Here is a 17386-nt window from a genome sequence, read left to right on the forward strand (position 1 = left end):
AATTCCACCGACCGCACCGAGTCGTTGTGGCCGGTCAGGGTGCACGGCTGTCGGCCGGTGGTGGTGTCCCACAGTCGGATCGTACCGTCGTCCGACCCGGAAACGATCATGGAGCTGTCCGGGGCGAATTCCACCGACCGCACCCGATTGGTGTGGCCGGCGAGGGTGCGCAGCTGCCGGCCGGTGGTGGTGTCCCACAGTCGGACCGTGCGGTCGCCTGATCCGGAGGCGATCATGGTGCTGTCCGGGGAGAACCCCACCGACCACACCGGGCCGGTATGGTCGGTCAGAGCTCGTAGTTCGCGGCCGGTGGTGGTGTCCCACAGCTGAACGTCGCCGTCGTCTCCTCCCGCGGCGATCATGGTGCCGTCCGGGGAGAACCCCACCGACGACACCGGGCCGATGTGGCCGATCAGGGCGGGTAGTTCGCGGCCGGTGGTTGTGTCCCATAGTCGGACCATGCGGTCGTTCCCTCCCGCGGCGATCATGGTGCCGTCCGGGGAGAACCCCACCGACGAGACCCAGTCGGTGCGGCCGATCAGGGCGCGCAGGTGCTGGCCGGTGGTGGTGTCCCACAGTCGGACCGTGCAGTCGTACCCCCCGGAGGCGATCATGGTGCCGTCCGGGGAAAATCCCACCGACCACACCCGAGCGGTGTGGCCGGTCAGGGAGCGACGTTCGGTGCCGGTGGTGGTGTCCCACAGCCGGACCATGTGATCGTCCGACCCAGAGGCAATCATGGTGCCATCCGGGGAGAAGCACACCGACAACACCGGGCCGGTGTGGCCCATGAGGGTGCGCAGCTGTCGGCCGGTCGCAGCATCCCACAGCCGCACCGCACTGTCCCTACCCCCAGAGGCGATCATGGTGCCGTCCGGGGAGAACGCGACCGCGTACTGCGGTGAGGCCGCCGACCGCAGCATCGCCTGCGCGGGATCCCGCCCGGCGACCGCCGCCGCGGCCAGCTCGGGTGCGTCCCGGGCGGAACCGAGCTGGCTACCGAGAACCCCTGCCCGTGACCACCGGCTACCCGTCAGCACCGCACCGGTCAGGTCCGTGTCGATGACGCGGGCACCACGCAGGTCCGCACCGGTCAGGTCCACTCCGGTGAGCCCGGCACCGGTCACCCGCGCCCCCCGCATCGAGGCGCCCGCCAGGTCGAGCCCGCGCAGCGTCCCACCGATGAGCTGGATGCTGTCGAGGTCGGCGTGCCGTGCTGTCAGCCGGTCTGCGCTGCCGTCGCGGACCGTCGCGCCGGTCAGGTTCGCCCTGGTCAGGTCCGCGCCGGTCAGTGCGGTCGCCGTCAGGGAGGCGCCGGTGAGGATGGCATCGCGTAGGTTGGCGCCGCGTAGGTCGGCGTGGTCGAGCCGGGCGTCGGTGAGGTTTGCCCGGCGCAGGTCGGCATCGCGCAGGTCTCGGCCGGCGAGGTCGTAGCCGGCGAGATCGGTACCGGCGAACTTCGCCCCGGTCCGTAGTGGGATGTTCAGCCGGCGTGCGACCAGCTCCGCGTTCGCCTTGGCCACTGTGGGCGCGTCCGCGTCGTCGACGGTGTCCTGCGCCCAGCGGGCCGCCTCGTCCCGGCCAGCCAGGTCTGCGAAGAAGTCGGCCATCAGCTCCGACATGATCTGCGCTGCGAGCAGATCACCGGAATGGCCGGTACGGCCGGTCGGCGCAGTGAGTCGGCGGGCGATGTCGGCGGCGACCAGGTACTCCATCACCGACCAGGAGATGAAGGAGAACCGGCCGTCGGCATCGCGGCGTAGTGCCGTACCCGAACCGAGCAGCAGGGCGGTCTCGGCCGGGGTGAGGCCCCGGGGGTCGCGCATCGATCGGAGCACCTCGGCTGCGATCTCGGTCAGTCTGGTCACGTCGATGAACGCCGCGCCGTCGCGCCACATGGCCACGGCCAGCTCGGTGACGGCGAACTCCCGTTCGCCGACAGTCAGTTCTGGTGACCGAGTGTGCTCGTAGGTCAGCCATTGACCGACCAACTCCCGGTACAGGTCAGCCGCGGTGACCTTGTCGCCACGTTGGCGGGCTGCGCGTAGCCGGTCCTCGTCCAGCTCGGCGATGAAGGACAACAGTCGCGGGTTATGTGCCAGGCCGAGGAGGTCCCGCACGCCCCGGATCAGCTCGAGGCGGGCTGTCGCCTGCCGGTGTGCCTCGGCCCGGCGGGCATCGGTGTCGGGAAACTCCACCGACAGCGCCCGTGTGAAGCGTCCGACGAGGAAGTCATGGATCTGTTCGGGGGTGAAATCCGCGAGCCGGACGATGAACCGGCCGAGCGTCCGTTCGACCTTTTCGCCGGTCTTTTTCAGGACCTCGTCGTCCGTGAGGAAGAACTCGGCCCGGCTTGTCACGACGATCTTCGCCCGGCTGGTAATCATGGTCCCGCTGTCGGAGTCGACCCGGTTGTCGAGGGCGGTCAGCAGGGTGTCGAGGTGTGCGACCGCGCGTTCGTAGGTGACGCGGGCGGCGAGTTCGTCGAAGCCATCAAAGATCAACACGAGGCGGCCCTGGGTGAGCATGTAGCCGAACGCGTCCAGGTTCATCTGGCGGATCTGGGAGTCCGCCAGATGTTGGGCGATGAGCCGGTCGAGCTCGAGTGACTTCTCCAGTTGTCGTAACTCGATCAGCATCGGGTCGACGTGTGGGAGGTGGTGGGGTAAGGCCAGGGCGAGTTCGTGGGTGAGGAAGGTTTTGCCGTGTCCGGAGTCGGCGAGTACGAGGATGAAGCGGGCTTCGTCGGTGGTCAGCCATTCGATGATCTGGTCGAGAGCGGGGCCGGTTGCGGCGGCCGTGCCGGTGCGGGTGCGGGTGGTGCGGTCGATTCGGCGGATGTGCTGTGGCACATACAGCTCGGGTGGGTAGTCCGGGTCGGCGCGCAGCCGGGCCGTCTGCCGCGTGACGTAGCCGCGCAGGTCCAGCACACCCTGGTATTCGGGCATGCTCAGCAGTCGCACACCCTGCCGCTCGGCGTGGTCGACCAGCTCGGGGGTGGCCTGTGTCCCGCCGGTGTAGATGAGGTCGGTGAACAGGCTGGGGAAGGCGGCCAGGTACGGCTCCCGGACCGTCCTGGCGAATTCGTCGACCGCCGCCGCGTCCACCGTGCCGTCGACCAGACCGATCACCCGCTGTTCCACCACCTGGCCCTCGGCCCGCCGCACCCGCAGGTGGGCGGGCCGCTCGCCGGACGCCTCGATCCGCGTGACCGTCGCGTCCGGGTGGCGCAGGCGGGCCACCTCCGCGATCTCGTCCAGCGTGTCGGGTGGCAGGGGCGGCTGGTCCGATATATCTCCGTTATTCCCGGGTGTGGTCGGGAACGCCGCGTGGACCGATCGGAACGCGCTCGGTGTGTGTAGCCACCAGTAGTTACCGGCTGGGTCGATGCGCAGGTCCCCGGTCCAGCGTTTCTGATCGGGCTCGTAGCGGCGGGCATAGCGGGTGAACCCGTCCCGGTCGATCCGGATCAGCTGGTACCGGTTGGGCATCGCAGCCGGACGGGCAGGTGTGTCGACCGCGGCACTGCCGGTGGAGATGATCGGCAGCCCGGACGGTAGCCAGTTCGCCCGCCCGTTGTGGGTGTGGCCGTGCAGTAGCAGGTTCAGGTGCGGGCCGAGGATGCGGTCCAGGTCGTCGGCGTCGCGCAGGTTCTCGTCATCGGAGGTGGCGCCGCGGATCGGGTGGTGGTGCACGGCGCCGATCCGCAGCCAGCCGTCCCGCTCGTAGCGGCGCAGCCCGTCGGCGACGGTACGGAGCTGGTGTTCCCCGAGCCAGCCGTAGTGCTCCTTGTGCGTCTCGGCCATGGTGGAGTTCAGTCCGGCCACGACGACTTTGCGGTCGGGGATCTCGATCAGCGACCATTCCGCGCCGACAGCGAAGCCAATCACGGCATTGGTGCCGTAGAACCGCCCGAGCAGGGCGTCGAAGAAGTCCCACTTCGGCCAGTACGGTGGGAGGGGAGCCTCGTCGGCCGCTTCGCGCTGCAGAAAGTAGGCGTTGCAAAGCTTGCCGTTGACGTCGTGGTTGCCGGGTATGATCGCGAACTGGTTCCGGTCGAGTTCCAGGCGCTCCGCCAGCGCGACGAGGAAGTCGTACGCTTGGTCGAACTCGCTCTTCGTGCCGCTCTGGGTCAGGTCGCCGGTGACCACGACGAGATCCGGTCGCAGGCCGTCGATGTCGGCACGGTCTCGCAGATCGTCGTGCAGCCGCCCGAACAGGGACGAGCGGGCGCGGTCCGCCTCGGTCAGCCCGGTATTGCCGCGCACGTGGTGCGCCCCGAACTGGGTGTCGGAGATGTGCAGCACCGTGACCGCGCTGACAGGTCCGGGGAAACCCGGTTGCCCATTCGATCCCGGGAATGCGGGTCGTGCGGCCGCGCCGGGGAACGGCGGGGTGACGGGGGGCTTCGCCCGACCCGTGACGGAGCCGGTGATCCCCGCCAGCAGCGTGTCGGCGGCGGCCGTCTCGTCGTGGCCGAGTAGGTCGATGTAGGTGATCGACCGCAGCAGACCCTCGGGCTGGCAGTCCGCGACCCGGACGGGCACGATCCGGCGGTCGAGCCCCTCGGGGTCGTCCGGCCAGATCGCCAGCCACTCGGCGTTGCCGTACCGGGAGTCGGCCAGATAAGTGGGGGACAGGACAGGCACCACTCTGGCCGAGGTCTGCAGCGTGCGGTGCATGCTGGTCGCCCAGTTCGTGCCCGGGACGAGGTCCCATGCCTGCACGAACACCCGCGCGGACCGCTCGCCGAACCGCACCCGTGCCTCAAGCTGCCACGCGATCCACGCCGCCCAGGCGGCGTCCACGCCGGTGCAACTGACGAAGAAGTCGTAGCGACCGCCGTCATCGGACGCCGCTGTGTCGGTGACCCCGCCCCCGTCAACCATGGGTAAAGAATGTCACGATACGCGCCCACTGCGGTCGTCGGGCGTGCCCGGTGCCCGGCCGGCATTTCCGTCCGGCGCATCGCTGCGGCTCTGTGTCGGGTCGGCGCCAACCGGGTTTCACGACGGCGGACGGTGACCGGCGGACGGTGACCGGTGACCGGGGGTCGGGGTCGGGGTCGGGGCTGGGGCCGGGGCCGGGGCCGGGGCCGATGGGTAGGATCGGCGCAGCGCACCCGGGGGGGATGCGTGCAGGGGAGACGATGAGCGGATCTGTGCTGGTAGGGGCGGGGGTCGCGGGGATCCGTCGACCGTCGGTACATGCCGTTTGACCCGGCGCGGGTCGCCGCGGCACTACCCGGCTACGAGCTGGGCGAGGTCCTCGGCTGGGGCACGTTCGGGTTGGTGCTGGCCGGCCGGCACCGTCGGCTGAACCGTGACGTTGCGATCAAGATTCTGGTAGCGGATCTCGACGACGCGACCGCGGGGTTCGCGGCGGAAGCGCAGCTGCTCGCCGCCCTTGATCATCCACATGTGGTGCGGGTCCACGACTACGTCGCCGACGACGATCTGCACCTGATCGTCATGGAGAGGTTGGGCGGGGGGACGCTGACCCGCCGCCGGGCCGGCATGTCCCCGCAGGCCGCCTGCGCGGTCGGCTTGGCGGTTGCCGCGGCGCTGTCCTACACCCACGGCCGGGACGTCCTGCACCGCGACATCAAACCGGACAACATCCTGTTTGACGCCGGCGGCCTGGTCAAAGTCACCGACTTCGGTATCGCGAAGATCGTGGCAGGATCGGCGGTCGCGGCCAGTGCGGTTGTCGGGACTCCGCGGTACATGGCCCCCGAGCAGCAGATCACCGGCGGTCGGCTGGGACCGGGCACCGACCTGTACGCCCTCGGGATCGTGCTCTACCACCTGCTGAGCGGGACGCCGCCCTTCGACCCGAGCCTGCCGTCAGATGTGCACCCACAGCACCACCTCGGCACTGTCCCCCCACCGCCGGCCGGGGTGCCCGCACCGATCGCCGATGTGATCATGCGTGCGCTGGCCAACGACCCGAAAGCCCGCCAGCCTTCCGCGCACGCCTTCGCCCTCGACCTGGCTCGCGCCGCGGCGACCGCATACGGCCCGGGGTGGACCGCTCGCTCCGGCATCGTGCTCCGGCTCGACGACGACGTCCGCGCCGCCGCCGACCAGCTGTCCGTGGCCATCCCGCCGGCACCGTCCCCGACGGTGCGCGAATCAGGGCCGGATCCTGACGACCCGATCCTGCGCCGCCGTATCCTCGTTGCGGTTGCCGTTGTCGCGCTGTTCCTGGTCGGCGCAGTCCTTGCCTACGTCGCCCTGGCGCCCCGGCCTCCGATCGCCGTCCCACCTGTGCCGGTCCCCTCCACGTCCATACCGCCGACGCCGGTTCCCACCTTCCGGGCACTCGACCCGCCGCTGACCGGCCACACCGGCGAGGTGCGGTCGGTGGCCTTCTCCCCGGACAGGCGGACGCTTGCCAGCGCCGGTGGCGACGGCACGGTACGGCTGTGGGATGTCACCGTGCCGACCGCTCACCGCGCGCTCGGCCAGCCCTTGACCGGGCACACCGGTGGGGTGTACGCGGTCGCGTTCTCCCCGGACGGGCGGACGCTGGCCACCGCCGGCGAGGACTGGACGGTGCGGCTGTGGGACCTCACCGACCCGACCGTCCCCCGCCCGCTCGGCAAGCCGCTGGTCGGCCATACCGGTGCGGTGTGGTCGGTGGTGTTCGCCCCGGACGGGCGGACGCTTGCCAGCGCTGGCTTCGACCACACGGTGCGACTGTGGGACGTGTCCGATCGGGTCGCCGCCCACCTGTTGGGCGGGCCACTGGTCGGCCACACCGACGCCGTGGAGTCGGTGGCGTTCTCCCCGGACGGGCGCACGCTTGCCAGCGCCAGCTGGGATGGCACCGTGCGGCTGTGGGATGTGGCCGACCCGGCCGGCCCCGCAGACCCGGCCGTCCCGCGTCCGCTCGGCCAGCCGTTGACCGGCCAGGTCGGCCAGGTCGGCAAGGTACGGTCAGTGGCGTTCGCCCCGACGGGGAGGTTACTGGCCAGCGCGGGTGACGACGGGACGGTGCGGCTGTGGGACGTGGCCGACCTGACCGCGCCCCACCCACTCGGCCCGCCGCTGACCGGCCAGACCAGCTGGGTGCGGTCGGTGGCGTTCTCCCCGGATGGGACGCTCCTGGCGAGCACGGGTGGCGACGGGACGGTCCGGCTGTGGGGTGTGGCCGACCCGACCGCACCCCGTCCGCTCGGCGAGCCGCTGACCAGTCAGCCGCCGACCAGCGGTAGCAGCTGGGTGACCTCGGTGGGGTTCTCCCCGGTTGGGACGCTTCTGGCCAGCGGCGACGGCGATGCGACGGTGCGGCTGTGGCAGGTGGGTAACTGACCGATGGACGACGATGGATGACGGCCTTTTCGGTCGCTCGGCGGCCGTGGTCGCGCCGGGTGCCGTTCTCCTGCCGGACTGGCTCGATAGCGCAGAGCAGCGACGTATGCTTGGTGCGGCCCGACGTTGGGCGGCACCGCCCGCGGGTCTGCGCCATCCTCGTATGCCGGACGGAACGCCGCTGCGGGTCGAGTCGGTCTGCCTCGGCTGGCACTGGTCGCCCTATCGCTATTCCCGGTACGCAGACGACAGCGACGGTGACGGCGCACCGGTCAAGCCGCTGCCGGCATGGCTCGTGGAGATGGCGCGTGCGGCGGTCGTCGATGCCAGTGGTATCGACCCGACGGTGTCCGCCGAGCCGGCTTCCTATTGTCCGGACGCGGCAATCGTGAATTATTACGACGACGATGCCCGTCTCGGTCTTCATCAGGACCGGGCGGAACACACGATGGCGCCGGTGGTTTCTTTCAGTATTGGTAATGTGTGCGTGTTTCGGTTCGGCAATCCGCATACGCGCACCCGCCCGTGGCGTGACGTTGAGTTGCGAAGCGGGGATCTGTTCGTGTTCGGAGGACCGTCCCGGCTGGCCTATCACGGAGTCCCACGGACGATGCCGGGCAGCGCCCCGCCCGAGCTGGGTATGCGGCACGGGCGGCTCAGCGTCACGGTGCGCGAGACGGGCCTCGCCGGTCAGCCCGGGCGGCCGGTCACAACGGCTGAGGGCGCAGGTATCCCACCCGGTCGGGGATCCACGGGCTGGGGTTGATCTGGAGCGTGCTGGGGAGGGTGTAGACCAGTATCCCGGTGTCGATCTCCGTGAGTATCGGGGCGGTGCCGGCGGTCGGATGCCCGTTCGGCCAGGCCCCGACCTGGTAGGCCTTCCCCCGCGGCGGCTGGTAGTTGTTGCCGTTGCACCGCAGCACGTAGCCACCGGTCCGGGCCGCAACGCTCGTCGGGATGGCGTCCATCCCACAGGCGGGCAGTAGCTGGATGTCCACGTTCCGGGCGGGTTGCTGGGCGACCGCCGTGGTCTTGAGCACCTCGCTTCTGTGATCCAGACAGATCTCGATCCCGATTTCGAGGCCACCAACGGAGATGATCTGACGGTGGGCGTGTTGGGCGCTTGTCTTGCCTGTGCTCATGGCGTTGACGTCGTTGTCGAGATGGTCCACGTCGGAGAAGTCCTGCTTCATGCAGGTCCAGTGGAAGAGCTGGTTTCCCGTCGTGACCTGCGCCGAGACCCGCGCCACGGCGTAGGCCTCGCTGAAGATGACGTATTTGAAGGATCCCTGGGAGTCGAATGTCTTCTTGCTGTACACCGCCGTTCCGGGGACCAGTAGCCAGTCGTTGAACAGGCTGTCACCGCGGACCGCATCCTTGATTGAATTCTGGGCCTGTTGGACATCGAAATGTCCGTAGTGGTTGTGTCCGCTCTGCTGGCCCTGCGACGAGCGGAAGTAGAACTCCGGCGCGAGAAAGACGTTGAGAACCGTCCCGTTGACGGTGACGGGATCGTCGGCGATCTTCTTCGCGATGAATCGGGCGACCTCCAGCAGATACTGTGCTCGGATTCGCGCCTCTGTGCCGAAGTCGACCGGTTTGGGCAGACAGGACGGCCGATACTGCTGATGGGTGTCGGTCTCGTAGAACACGAATCGCACGTGGCTGTACATCACTGCTCTCCTCAACCGCGGGGCGCCGTGGCGCCGGCCTGTTGCTTCAGGATGTCGACCAGCGCGACGAAACCGTTCTCCACATCATGGAAGTCGAACGCGACAGCCGCCGCGCCGTGCTGGTTCATGAGCGTGTAGGCGACGCTCATCGTCACCGCCCCGACGCCCACCAGCCTGAGCGAGCCCTGGAACGACGCCTTGGTGACATCCAGCAGGTGGTCGGGTCCGTTGTCGGCAAGCCAGGTGCCCGCGGCGGCCATCCCGCCCACGGCGGCCCGGGTCTGGGTCAGCACGCCCTGGGCGGCCGTGAACGTCCCCTGGGCAACGCCGAGCTCGGCGTACAGTCCTGAGACCCGCGGGTCGGCCTCGATCGGGGTGGTCGTCACCGCGGCCCGGCAGGCTTGCAGGGTTCCCAGGGCGGTGCCGAGCGTTGCCTGTTCGCCGCCGAAGGTGATCTGGTGCTGGGCGAGCTGCCTGCCCTTGTCCAGGATCTGTGGTCCGATCCAACTGGCGTTCCACCAGGAGAGCTGGCCTTTGAGGCCGTCGATGTCGTGGTTGAGGCCGTTGATGGTGCGCTGCTCGCCGTCGATCTGACGCTGTATCGAGTCCACGTCGGCCTGGGCGTTCCGTAGGGCGTTGTCGGCTTGCGCGCGCTCCCGCCGGATCTGGGCCACCTGCGGGTCGATCTGGGCCTGGATGCGGCCGACGTTCGCCTGGGCGTTGTTCACCTGTCGCTGGGCGTCACCGATGGCGCGCGTGGCGTCCCCGGCGGCGCTCTGGATCGCGGCGCTCCCGCGGGTGCGTACGAGGTCCAGGAAGTCGTTGTGCATCGTCGCCTCGACGCTCAGGTCAGCGGCGGCGAAGTTCCGCAACGGGCAGCTCGCTGTCACGTTGGCATCGAAGGTGCCGAACAGCGATGCCGACAGCGACAGCGTGAAGCCGTCGCGGCTGATCCGCAGGTCCACGTCCCGGGTGAAACCGAGCATGGTCACCGCGCCGGAGACCAGGCAGTGGGGCCCGCGTACGGCCGCAGTCGGGGCGTCGTAGGTGGCGAGTGACAGCCGCGGGCCACCCTCGCCGCCCGAGCCGGTGAGGGCGAAGATCGGGTCAACACTGATCGGCTTGATCGTCGCGTCGAGCGCGATACCGGCGTTGGGGTCGACGTCCACGTCGACAGATCCCCCGAAGCCGAACGCGGCGAGGTTCGCCGCGAGCCGGAAGCCCTGCGGGAACACCAGCTGCCCGATCATCGTCGGCTCCGGCGCGATGTAGATCTGGACGTCGAGCGATACCGCGAGCACGTCGCCCTGCCGCGCGATCCCGTAGTGCCGCAGGGCCGTCCGGTCGGTCAGGTGCCAACGCCGCCCCGGTTCGGCGACCGTCAGGAGCGCCGACGTCGCGGCGGGCAGGGCGACCTTGCCGGCGCTGAGGAACGCCGCCGTGATCGCCGGCGTGAGCGCGGCGCCGTCGAAGTCGGCGGTGAGGGCGGCCGGCACGTCGAACAGGTGCACCCCTTCCAGACGGCAGCCACTGAGCACCGGGCCGATCTCGGCTGGCACCTCGACCTGGCCGCCGAGCAGGGTGGCCACCACGTCGTCGAGACCGAGGTCGGACACGCTGCCGGCGAGCAGGCTCCTGGACGGCACGGTGGCGTCGAACAGCACCGCCGCCGAGCCTGCGAAGGCGCCGAGGCTGACGGTCGCGGCGATGCCGATCGCTGGAATCAGCTCCCAGCTGATACCGACGAGCAGGGCGAGGTCGGACAGCGTCAGCCCATCGACGCCGAACGCTCCCTTCCAGGGCGCCGGCATCGTGCCCGCGAGCAGGGCCCCGTTCGGGCCGACGTCCAGCTGCGCGGTGAACACCAGCGGCTGGCCGTCCGCCTCCAGCGCCACCCGGCCGAACAGGCCGATCGACGGTGAGCCGCCGACCAGTTGCACACGCAGCGCGCCGGTGAACGCCAGGTTGTCGTTGAACGAGCCGGACAGGCCCGCCGACAGCAGGACGTTCGCCGGGTTCTCACCGACCTGCACCAGGACGTCGAGGGTGGCGTGGTCGAGGTGCAGGCTGTTCTTAATCAACTCCAGCCCGCGGTCACCGCCGACGTCCATCTCCGCGAAGACGTTGACGCCGGCTTTTACGCCCGGTGCGGCACTCGCGGGCAGGGCGATCCGCGGGGTGGTGATGGCGGGATCGCCGAAGGCGGACAGGTCGGGGAAGGTGAAGGCCGGATCGTCGAACGAGGCGACGACCAGCACCATCCGCGTGAACCGAAACGCGTCGTCCAGTGGCGCGAGGTCCTGGCTCAGCGCCGCGAGCCGCCAACCGGTCGGCAGCGCGAAACCGGCGGCGAAGCCCCAGCCCGTGCCGGCGCGGCGGATGTCGACCGCGAGGCTCCCAAAGCCCTCGACCTGCGCGCCGAGCATGAGCCCGAGGTCGGCGCCGCGCTTGTCCAGGCGTATCCGCGCATGGTCCAGAACGATGTCGAAGCCGGGCGGCCACGGGATCTGCTGGTCGCAGAGCTCGCCGAGGAGTGCCCGCAGGCCGAGGCGCGGCAGGTCAGCGCGCAGCGCGAACGGGCCGGGCACCTGGAAGCCCACGTCGAGGTCAACCCCGGCCAGGGCGAGCCGGCCGCTGAACGCGCCGCTGAACCCGGAGCCCGCCGTATAGCCGATCGCCAATCCGACGTCACTGACCGTCAGTTTCTCTGGCCCCAGGTCCAGCGTCCACGCCGCCGGCCGCGGGGCCAGCCGGGCCGACACGGTGTAGAAGTCACCCGGGCGTGCAGCGAGCAGCAGACGGTCCACCGTCAGGTCGCCGACCGGCGGCACGTCCGGCAGGTAGGTGCGCATCAGGGTGGCCAGGGGAAGGGTTGGTTGCGCGTGTATGTCGGCCGCGACGGTGAAGTCCGGCAGGGTGACCACGGCCGTGAACGGCACATCCTCGATCGCGAACCTGCCCACGAGGACCACCTGAACCGATCGGTCCGCCGAGAGCGGGCTGGTCGCCGTGACCATCGCCTCAAGATCGATGATTTCGAGGATGTTCCCGAAGGGCGCCCAGCGCACCCCGTCCAGACCCACCGTGACCGAAACGTCGTCGAGCGCGGGCAACGCGACGGACAGGCCGAGCGTCAGAGTACGCAGCGTGACCTGGCCGACGCTGCCAAGTTGCTGGCCGAGCTGGCCGGCCAGCTCGTCGCCGCCAAGCAGTCCGGCGAGATCGCCGAGGTCGATTCCGCTGACGCCGCCTTCGGGCTCGGCGGTGAGCAGCACGGAGTCGCCGCCGGGGGGCAGCGCGGCCCACACGTCGACGACAAGCTTGTCGCTCACCTGCAGTTTCCCGCCGAAGAAGACCGCGGGTGGCCGTTGCGGGTGCTGGGCGAGCCAGTCGGCGTTCGGCGGGCAGTAGAGCGCAAGCGTTACGTCCCGTAGCGAGATCGGGCCGATGGAGGCCGCCACATCGAGCGCCGCCGTCAGGTTGATGCCGGGCAGCGGGGTCGGGCTCGGGACGGGCACGACGGGCTCCACCGGCGGCGGCGTCGTCGTGGGCACCGGCGGCGCGGACAGGACGGGACCGGCGATCACCAGGTCTTCCATCCCGCCACCGAGCGTGTGCTCGATCGCGCCGAAGAGCCCGACCAGCCGTAATCGGGCGACGAAGGCGAGACCGGCCGGCAGGGACGCCCCCTGCACGTCGTCCACGTGGTCGTGGGTCGACAGCGCGAAGGCCGCGCCGGTCAGCGTGAGCAGATCCAGCAGCGGGCTGGGCGTGGAGTGCAGCGGTGCCCGGAAGTCGATCGACATTGGCAGTGTGGGGAAGCTTTGCGAGAACCGCCAGGTAGCCGGCAGGGCGACGCGGATCCTCGTCGCCACCCCGGCGCCCGCCGGCCGGAAACGTACGGTGACCGCCGCGCCGTCGACGTTGAGGTAGTCCGTCGTGCCGGTGACCACCACGTCGTCCGTACCGTCGCCGGGCGCTGCCAGCGCGGCCCCGTGGACGACGACCGGCTGGCCGCCGCAGTACGTGTCGAGCAGGGCTTTGACCAGGGGGTCGGCGGGGCCGAAGAGCGTCTCCGAGATCACGAGTTGGCCGGCGGGGCCAGCTCCGGCGAGCAGGTCGGCCAGGCGCTGCCGCAGCTGATCGAGATCGGTCACCAGGGCATCCTGCGGTGGGGCCGGGCCTGCGGGCATCGGGGTGAGTACCCTGATTTTTCGCCGCCACCCGGAGCTGCGCGCGGCCAGCCGGAGGGGCTACCGGGACGGGGAGGCACGCCGTGGACACTCGGGGCACCAGGGCGTCCGGACCAGCTGGCGTCGATTCGCTGCATCCGACGGCCTCCAGGTGGGGCGAGCCGCTGCTGGAGCGCGCGGACGAGGTGGCGGTCCTGCAGGCCGCGGTGGGTGCGGCCCGCCGGGGCGGCGCCGGCGCGGTGGTCGTGCAGGGGCCGCCGGGGATGGGCAAGACGAGGCTGCTCGCCGTCGCCGAGAGCTTTGGCGCTTCGTGCGGGTTACGGGTGCTGGCTGGCCGCGGGCGGGAGCTGGAGCGGCAGGTCGCCCTGGGTGTCGCGGTTGACCTGCTCGCGCCGCCGGTGGCGGCCGCGGATCAGACGGACCGGGCGAGGCTGTTCGCCGGCTTGGCCGCGCCCGCCGCCGCGCTGTTTACCGGAACCGGCGCCGGTGCGTCCGCACCGCCGGACGCGGAGGCGGTGCTGCTGGGCCTGTGCTGGTTGACCGCGAACCTGACGGGCTGGGATCTGGCCGGGGACGAGGTCCGGCCGGTGCTGCTGACCGTCGACGACGCGCAGTGGGCCGATGCCGCGTCATTGCGCTTCCTGACCATGCTGGCCGACCGGGCCGACCGGATCCCCCTCGTCCTGGTCGTCGCCGTCCGCGACGGTGAGGCCGGGGCCGACGCGCCGGCGTTGCGCCGGCTGGCGATGGTTCCGCAGATGCGGCTGCTGACACTCGCACCGCTGAGTGCCGAGGCTGTCAGCCGGCTGGTGACTCATGCGTTGCCGACAGCGGACGGTGCGCTCGTCGCCGCCGTCGCCCACGCCAGCGGTGGCAACCCCTTCCTTGTCGGCGAGCTGGTGCAATCCTTGAACGTGGCCGACACCCCTGCGGCTGCCTCCGTCGCAGGCCTGGTGCCCGACACGGTGGTGCGCTCGGTGCTGGCACGACTGGCTCGCCTACCGGCCGACGCCGGCCGGCTGGCCGCCTCGGCCGCGGTGCTCGGCGACGGCACCCCGCTGCGCCGTGTCGCAGCCCACGCCGCTCTGGACCTGATGGCCGCCGAACGGGCAGCCGACGCGCTCGCCACGGCGCACCTGCTGCGGCCCGGGGACCCGTTGACGTTTGTCCACCCGCTCGTCGGGGCCGCGGTGTACGCCGACCAACCGGCGTTCGCCCGTACCCGTGCGCACCGGCGTGCCGCCGACATCCTCGCCGCCGAGGGTGAAGGAGCGGAGCGGGTGGCCGGCCATCTTCTCGTGGCCGCGCCCGAGGGCGACACCGCCGTCGTCCGGGTGCTGCGCGAGGCGGCAGGCCCGGCGCTGTCGCGGGGTGATCCCGCGGCGGCGGCGAGGCTCCTCGACCGGGCCCTTGCCGAACCGGCTCCGCCACACCAGCGCGGCGCCCTGCTGATCGAGCTGGCCCGCGCCCAGCTGACCGGCGGCGACACGGCCGCGCACACGACGCTGTCGGAGGGGCTCGCGCTGCTCCGCGACGCGCCGGCCCGGACCCGCGCGGACGCCCTGGGCATGCTGGCCCAGATCTGCCACGCGCGGGGCGACGCCGCAGGGGCCGCGGCGGCCAGCGGGGAAGCCCTCGACCTGCTCGACCCGCACGACCCGGCCCGGGAAGACCTGCTGGCCGGCTATCTCGCGATCGCGATGTTCCACCCTTCCCTGGTGTCCGACGCCGACAGGCGGATGCTCCCCGTGCTGCGGGCCGCACGGCAGGGGCGACCGCCGAGCCGGCCTCCCCTGCTTGCGCATGTCACGCTCCGGCTTGCGCTGGCAGGCGACCCGGCGTCCGCTGTCCGCCACATGGCCGCCCGCGCGTTGGCCGACGACCCCTTGCTCGGCCCGGACAGCCCCGCGGCTTTGATCGGGCTCGTGGTTCATGCCCTGGTCATCGCAGGCGAGCTCGCTGCCGCCGACGCGGCCGCCGACGCCGCGCTCGCCACCGCCCGTGAGCGGGGCGACCTGCTTGCTCAGGCCAGCGCCAGCTACCACCGGGCGCTGTCCCGCTTCCAGCAGGGTGCGCTGACCGCCGCGCTCGCCGACCTCGAAGCGGCCCAGACCGCTCACACCGCCGGCTGGACTGCCTCGGACGGATGGATCTACTCTCTGCTCGCTGTGGTGCACCTCGAACGCGGCGACCGTGCCGCCGCCCACGAGGCGCTCGGTCAAGCCAACCATGTTGACCCCGGTACCGCAGGATCTATGGACGCCGCTCTCGTCCGGCACGCCCGCGCCCGGCTCGCCCTTGCCGAGCACGACCCGGCCGCGGCTCTGGCCGACGCCTGCGCCGCCGGGCGCCATCTCGACGAGATCTACGGCGTGGACCATCCCGGCCTGCTACCGTGGCGGACCACTGCGGCGCTCGCCGCCTATCACCTCGGGGACCACGCGCACGCCCGACAGCTCGCCGGCCAGGCTGTCGAGCGGGCCCGACAGACCGGCGTGGCACAGGCCGTAGGTGCCGCATTACGCGTCGCCGGACTGGTCGCCGGTTCCCGTCCCGACATTGCCCTGTTGACCGAGGCGGCAGGCATACTGCGGGAGACCCCGGCCGCGCTCGAGCACGCCATCACTCTGGTGGACCTGGGAGCGGCCCTGCGGCGCACCGGGCAACGCGAGGAGTGCCGACAGCCGCTGCGCCACGGCCTCGCGCTCGCCGACCGCATGCACGCCCGGCCGCTGGCCGAGCGCGCCCGCGCCGAACTGGACGCCGTCGGCGTCCGGCCGCGCCGGACCGCGGTCACCGGTATCGACGCCCTCACCCCGGCCGAGCGTCGCGTCGCCCTGCTCGCCCTCCACGGCAACAGCAACAGCCAGATCGCCCAGGGCCTGTTCGTCACCATCAAGACCGTGGAAACCCACCTGGCCCGCGCCTACCGCAAGCTCGGCATCGCCGGCCGCCGGCAGCTGCACGACGTCTTCGTTTCCTAAGAGCGCCCGGCAATAGGGGCGTGGATCAAGGAGCGTGCCCCAGCCCCGCGACGCCGCGTCCCTATTACCGGTCGCTCTAAGTGCCCATCCTGCACGACCGGATCGGCACCAAGCTGTGCGGCGACGTCTCGGTGCCGGAAAGGCAGGACCACGGCTCCTCGGCCGACCGCAACGCTCACCGCCGTCGTGAACCGCAGAACGTCCACGATGACAATGACATTGCTCGGATGTGCCAGGGCGGCCAGGTCTTGCGCAGCCCAGCCGAAACGGACGGAGAACGGACGTTGTCCGGCGAGGTCCAGCATGCACCAAGGGTTCCTCACAATGGATGCGGCAACCGTCACGGAGTCGCCGTATCCGCTCGGCCGGGTCTGCGTCCGGAGCGCCTGGCAGGGCACACGGCGGGGCACGCAGGGCACACGGTGGGACACGTGGTGCACCGTAGAGTGGCGGGGACGGTCGTCGTCCGATGTCGCGGAGGGTTCTAGCTCATGGGACGCAGGTTCAACACGGCGGGGCCGTGTCTGCCCGCGTACCACTACATGGTTCCGCCGCTGCCGCGGTTGCCCGAAGCGCCCGGTCTGGTGGATCAGATGGGCTATTTTGTGGTGCATGCTCCTCGGCAGACGGGGAAGACGACTGCGTTGCGGGCTCTTGCGGACGCGTTGACCGCTGGCGGCGTGTACGCGGCGCTGCATTTTTCGTGTGAGGTCGGCGAGGCTGCCGGCGACGACTACGGCGCGGCGCAGCGCGGCGTACTCCGCGCGATGCGAAGCCGGGCCGAGATCGCCCTGCCGGCAGAGCTGCGGCCGCCGCCTTGGCCGGCGGCCCCTGACGAGAACATGCTCGCGGAGGCGCTCGCGGGGTGGGCGTGGGTCTGCCCGCGGCCGTTGGTGCTGTTTTTCGATGAGATTGACGCGTTGCGCGGTGCGAGTCTGATCAGCGTGCTGCGCCAGTTGCGGGCCGGGTTCAACGAGCGACCGGATGGGTTTCCCGCTTCGGTGGCGTTGTGTGGGCTGCGCGACGTGCGCGACTATAAGGTCGCCAGCGGTGGTGACCCAAACCGGCTTGGGACGGCGAGCCCTTTCAACATCAAGCTCAAGTCGCTGCGGGTGGGGGACTTCACCGCTGAGGATGTCCGGGAGCTGTACGCCCAGCACACGGCCGAGACCGGGCAGGTGTTCACCCCGGCGGCGGTGGCGCGGGCGGTGGAGCTGACT

The 17386-nt window shown here is 70.8% G+C and carries 6 protein-coding genes and 1 pseudogene; 4 read left to right on the forward strand and 3 right to left on the reverse strand.

Translation table 11 applies throughout. The features are described 5' to 3' along the window. Window positions 1-4889, reverse strand: a 4889-nt coding sequence (locus tag U9979_RS09575; protein ID WP_322779083.1) for a TIR domain-containing protein, incomplete at its 3' end; no start/stop codon positions are given. 318 nt (window positions 4890-5207) lie between these two features. Between U9979_RS09575 and U9979_RS09580 the strand changes: the two genes are divergently transcribed. Next, window positions 5208-7316, forward strand: a complete 2109-nt coding sequence (locus tag U9979_RS09580) for a serine/threonine-protein kinase (RefSeq protein WP_322779084.1) — start codon at window positions 5208-5210, stop codon at window positions 7314-7316. A gap of 13 nt (window positions 7317-7329) precedes the next feature. Beyond that, entirely contained in the window at window positions 7330-8082 is a 753-nt protein-coding gene (locus tag U9979_RS09585; protein WP_322779085.1) for an alpha-ketoglutarate-dependent dioxygenase AlkB, read from the forward strand. Here the strand turns inward: U9979_RS09585 and U9979_RS09590 are convergent. Then, complete coding sequence (locus U9979_RS09590; RefSeq protein WP_322779086.1) at window positions 8024-8989, reverse strand: hypothetical protein; 966 nt, start codon at window positions 8987-8989, stop codon at window positions 8024-8026. The two genes, U9979_RS09585 and U9979_RS09590, sit on opposite strands and share 59 nt — an antisense overlap. An 11-nt stretch (window positions 8990-9000) precedes the next feature. Next, window positions 9001-13146, reverse strand: coding sequence for a hypothetical protein (locus U9979_RS09595; protein WP_322779087.1), 4146 nt, complete (start codon window positions 13144-13146; stop codon window positions 9001-9003). Between the two features lie 119 nt (window positions 13147-13265). On the opposite strand from U9979_RS09595, the gene U9979_RS09600 reads away from it, so the two are divergent. Both U9979_RS09600 and U9979_RS09605 read left to right on the forward strand, forming a co-directional pair. Beyond that, on the forward strand, window positions 13266-16166 hold the full coding sequence (locus U9979_RS09600; RefSeq protein WP_322779088.1) for a helix-turn-helix transcriptional regulator: 2901 nt from the start codon (window positions 13266-13268) through the stop codon (window positions 16164-16166). Window positions 16167-16657: 491 nt separating this feature from the next. Further along, window positions 16658-17386, forward strand: a pseudogene (locus U9979_RS09605) (ATP-binding protein); the annotation flags it as partial.

Origin of the sequence: Protofrankia sp. Cas4 (assembly GCF_963555915.1) — a bacterium.
Classification (GTDB): Bacteria; Actinomycetota; Actinomycetes; order Frankiales; family Frankiaceae; genus Protofrankia.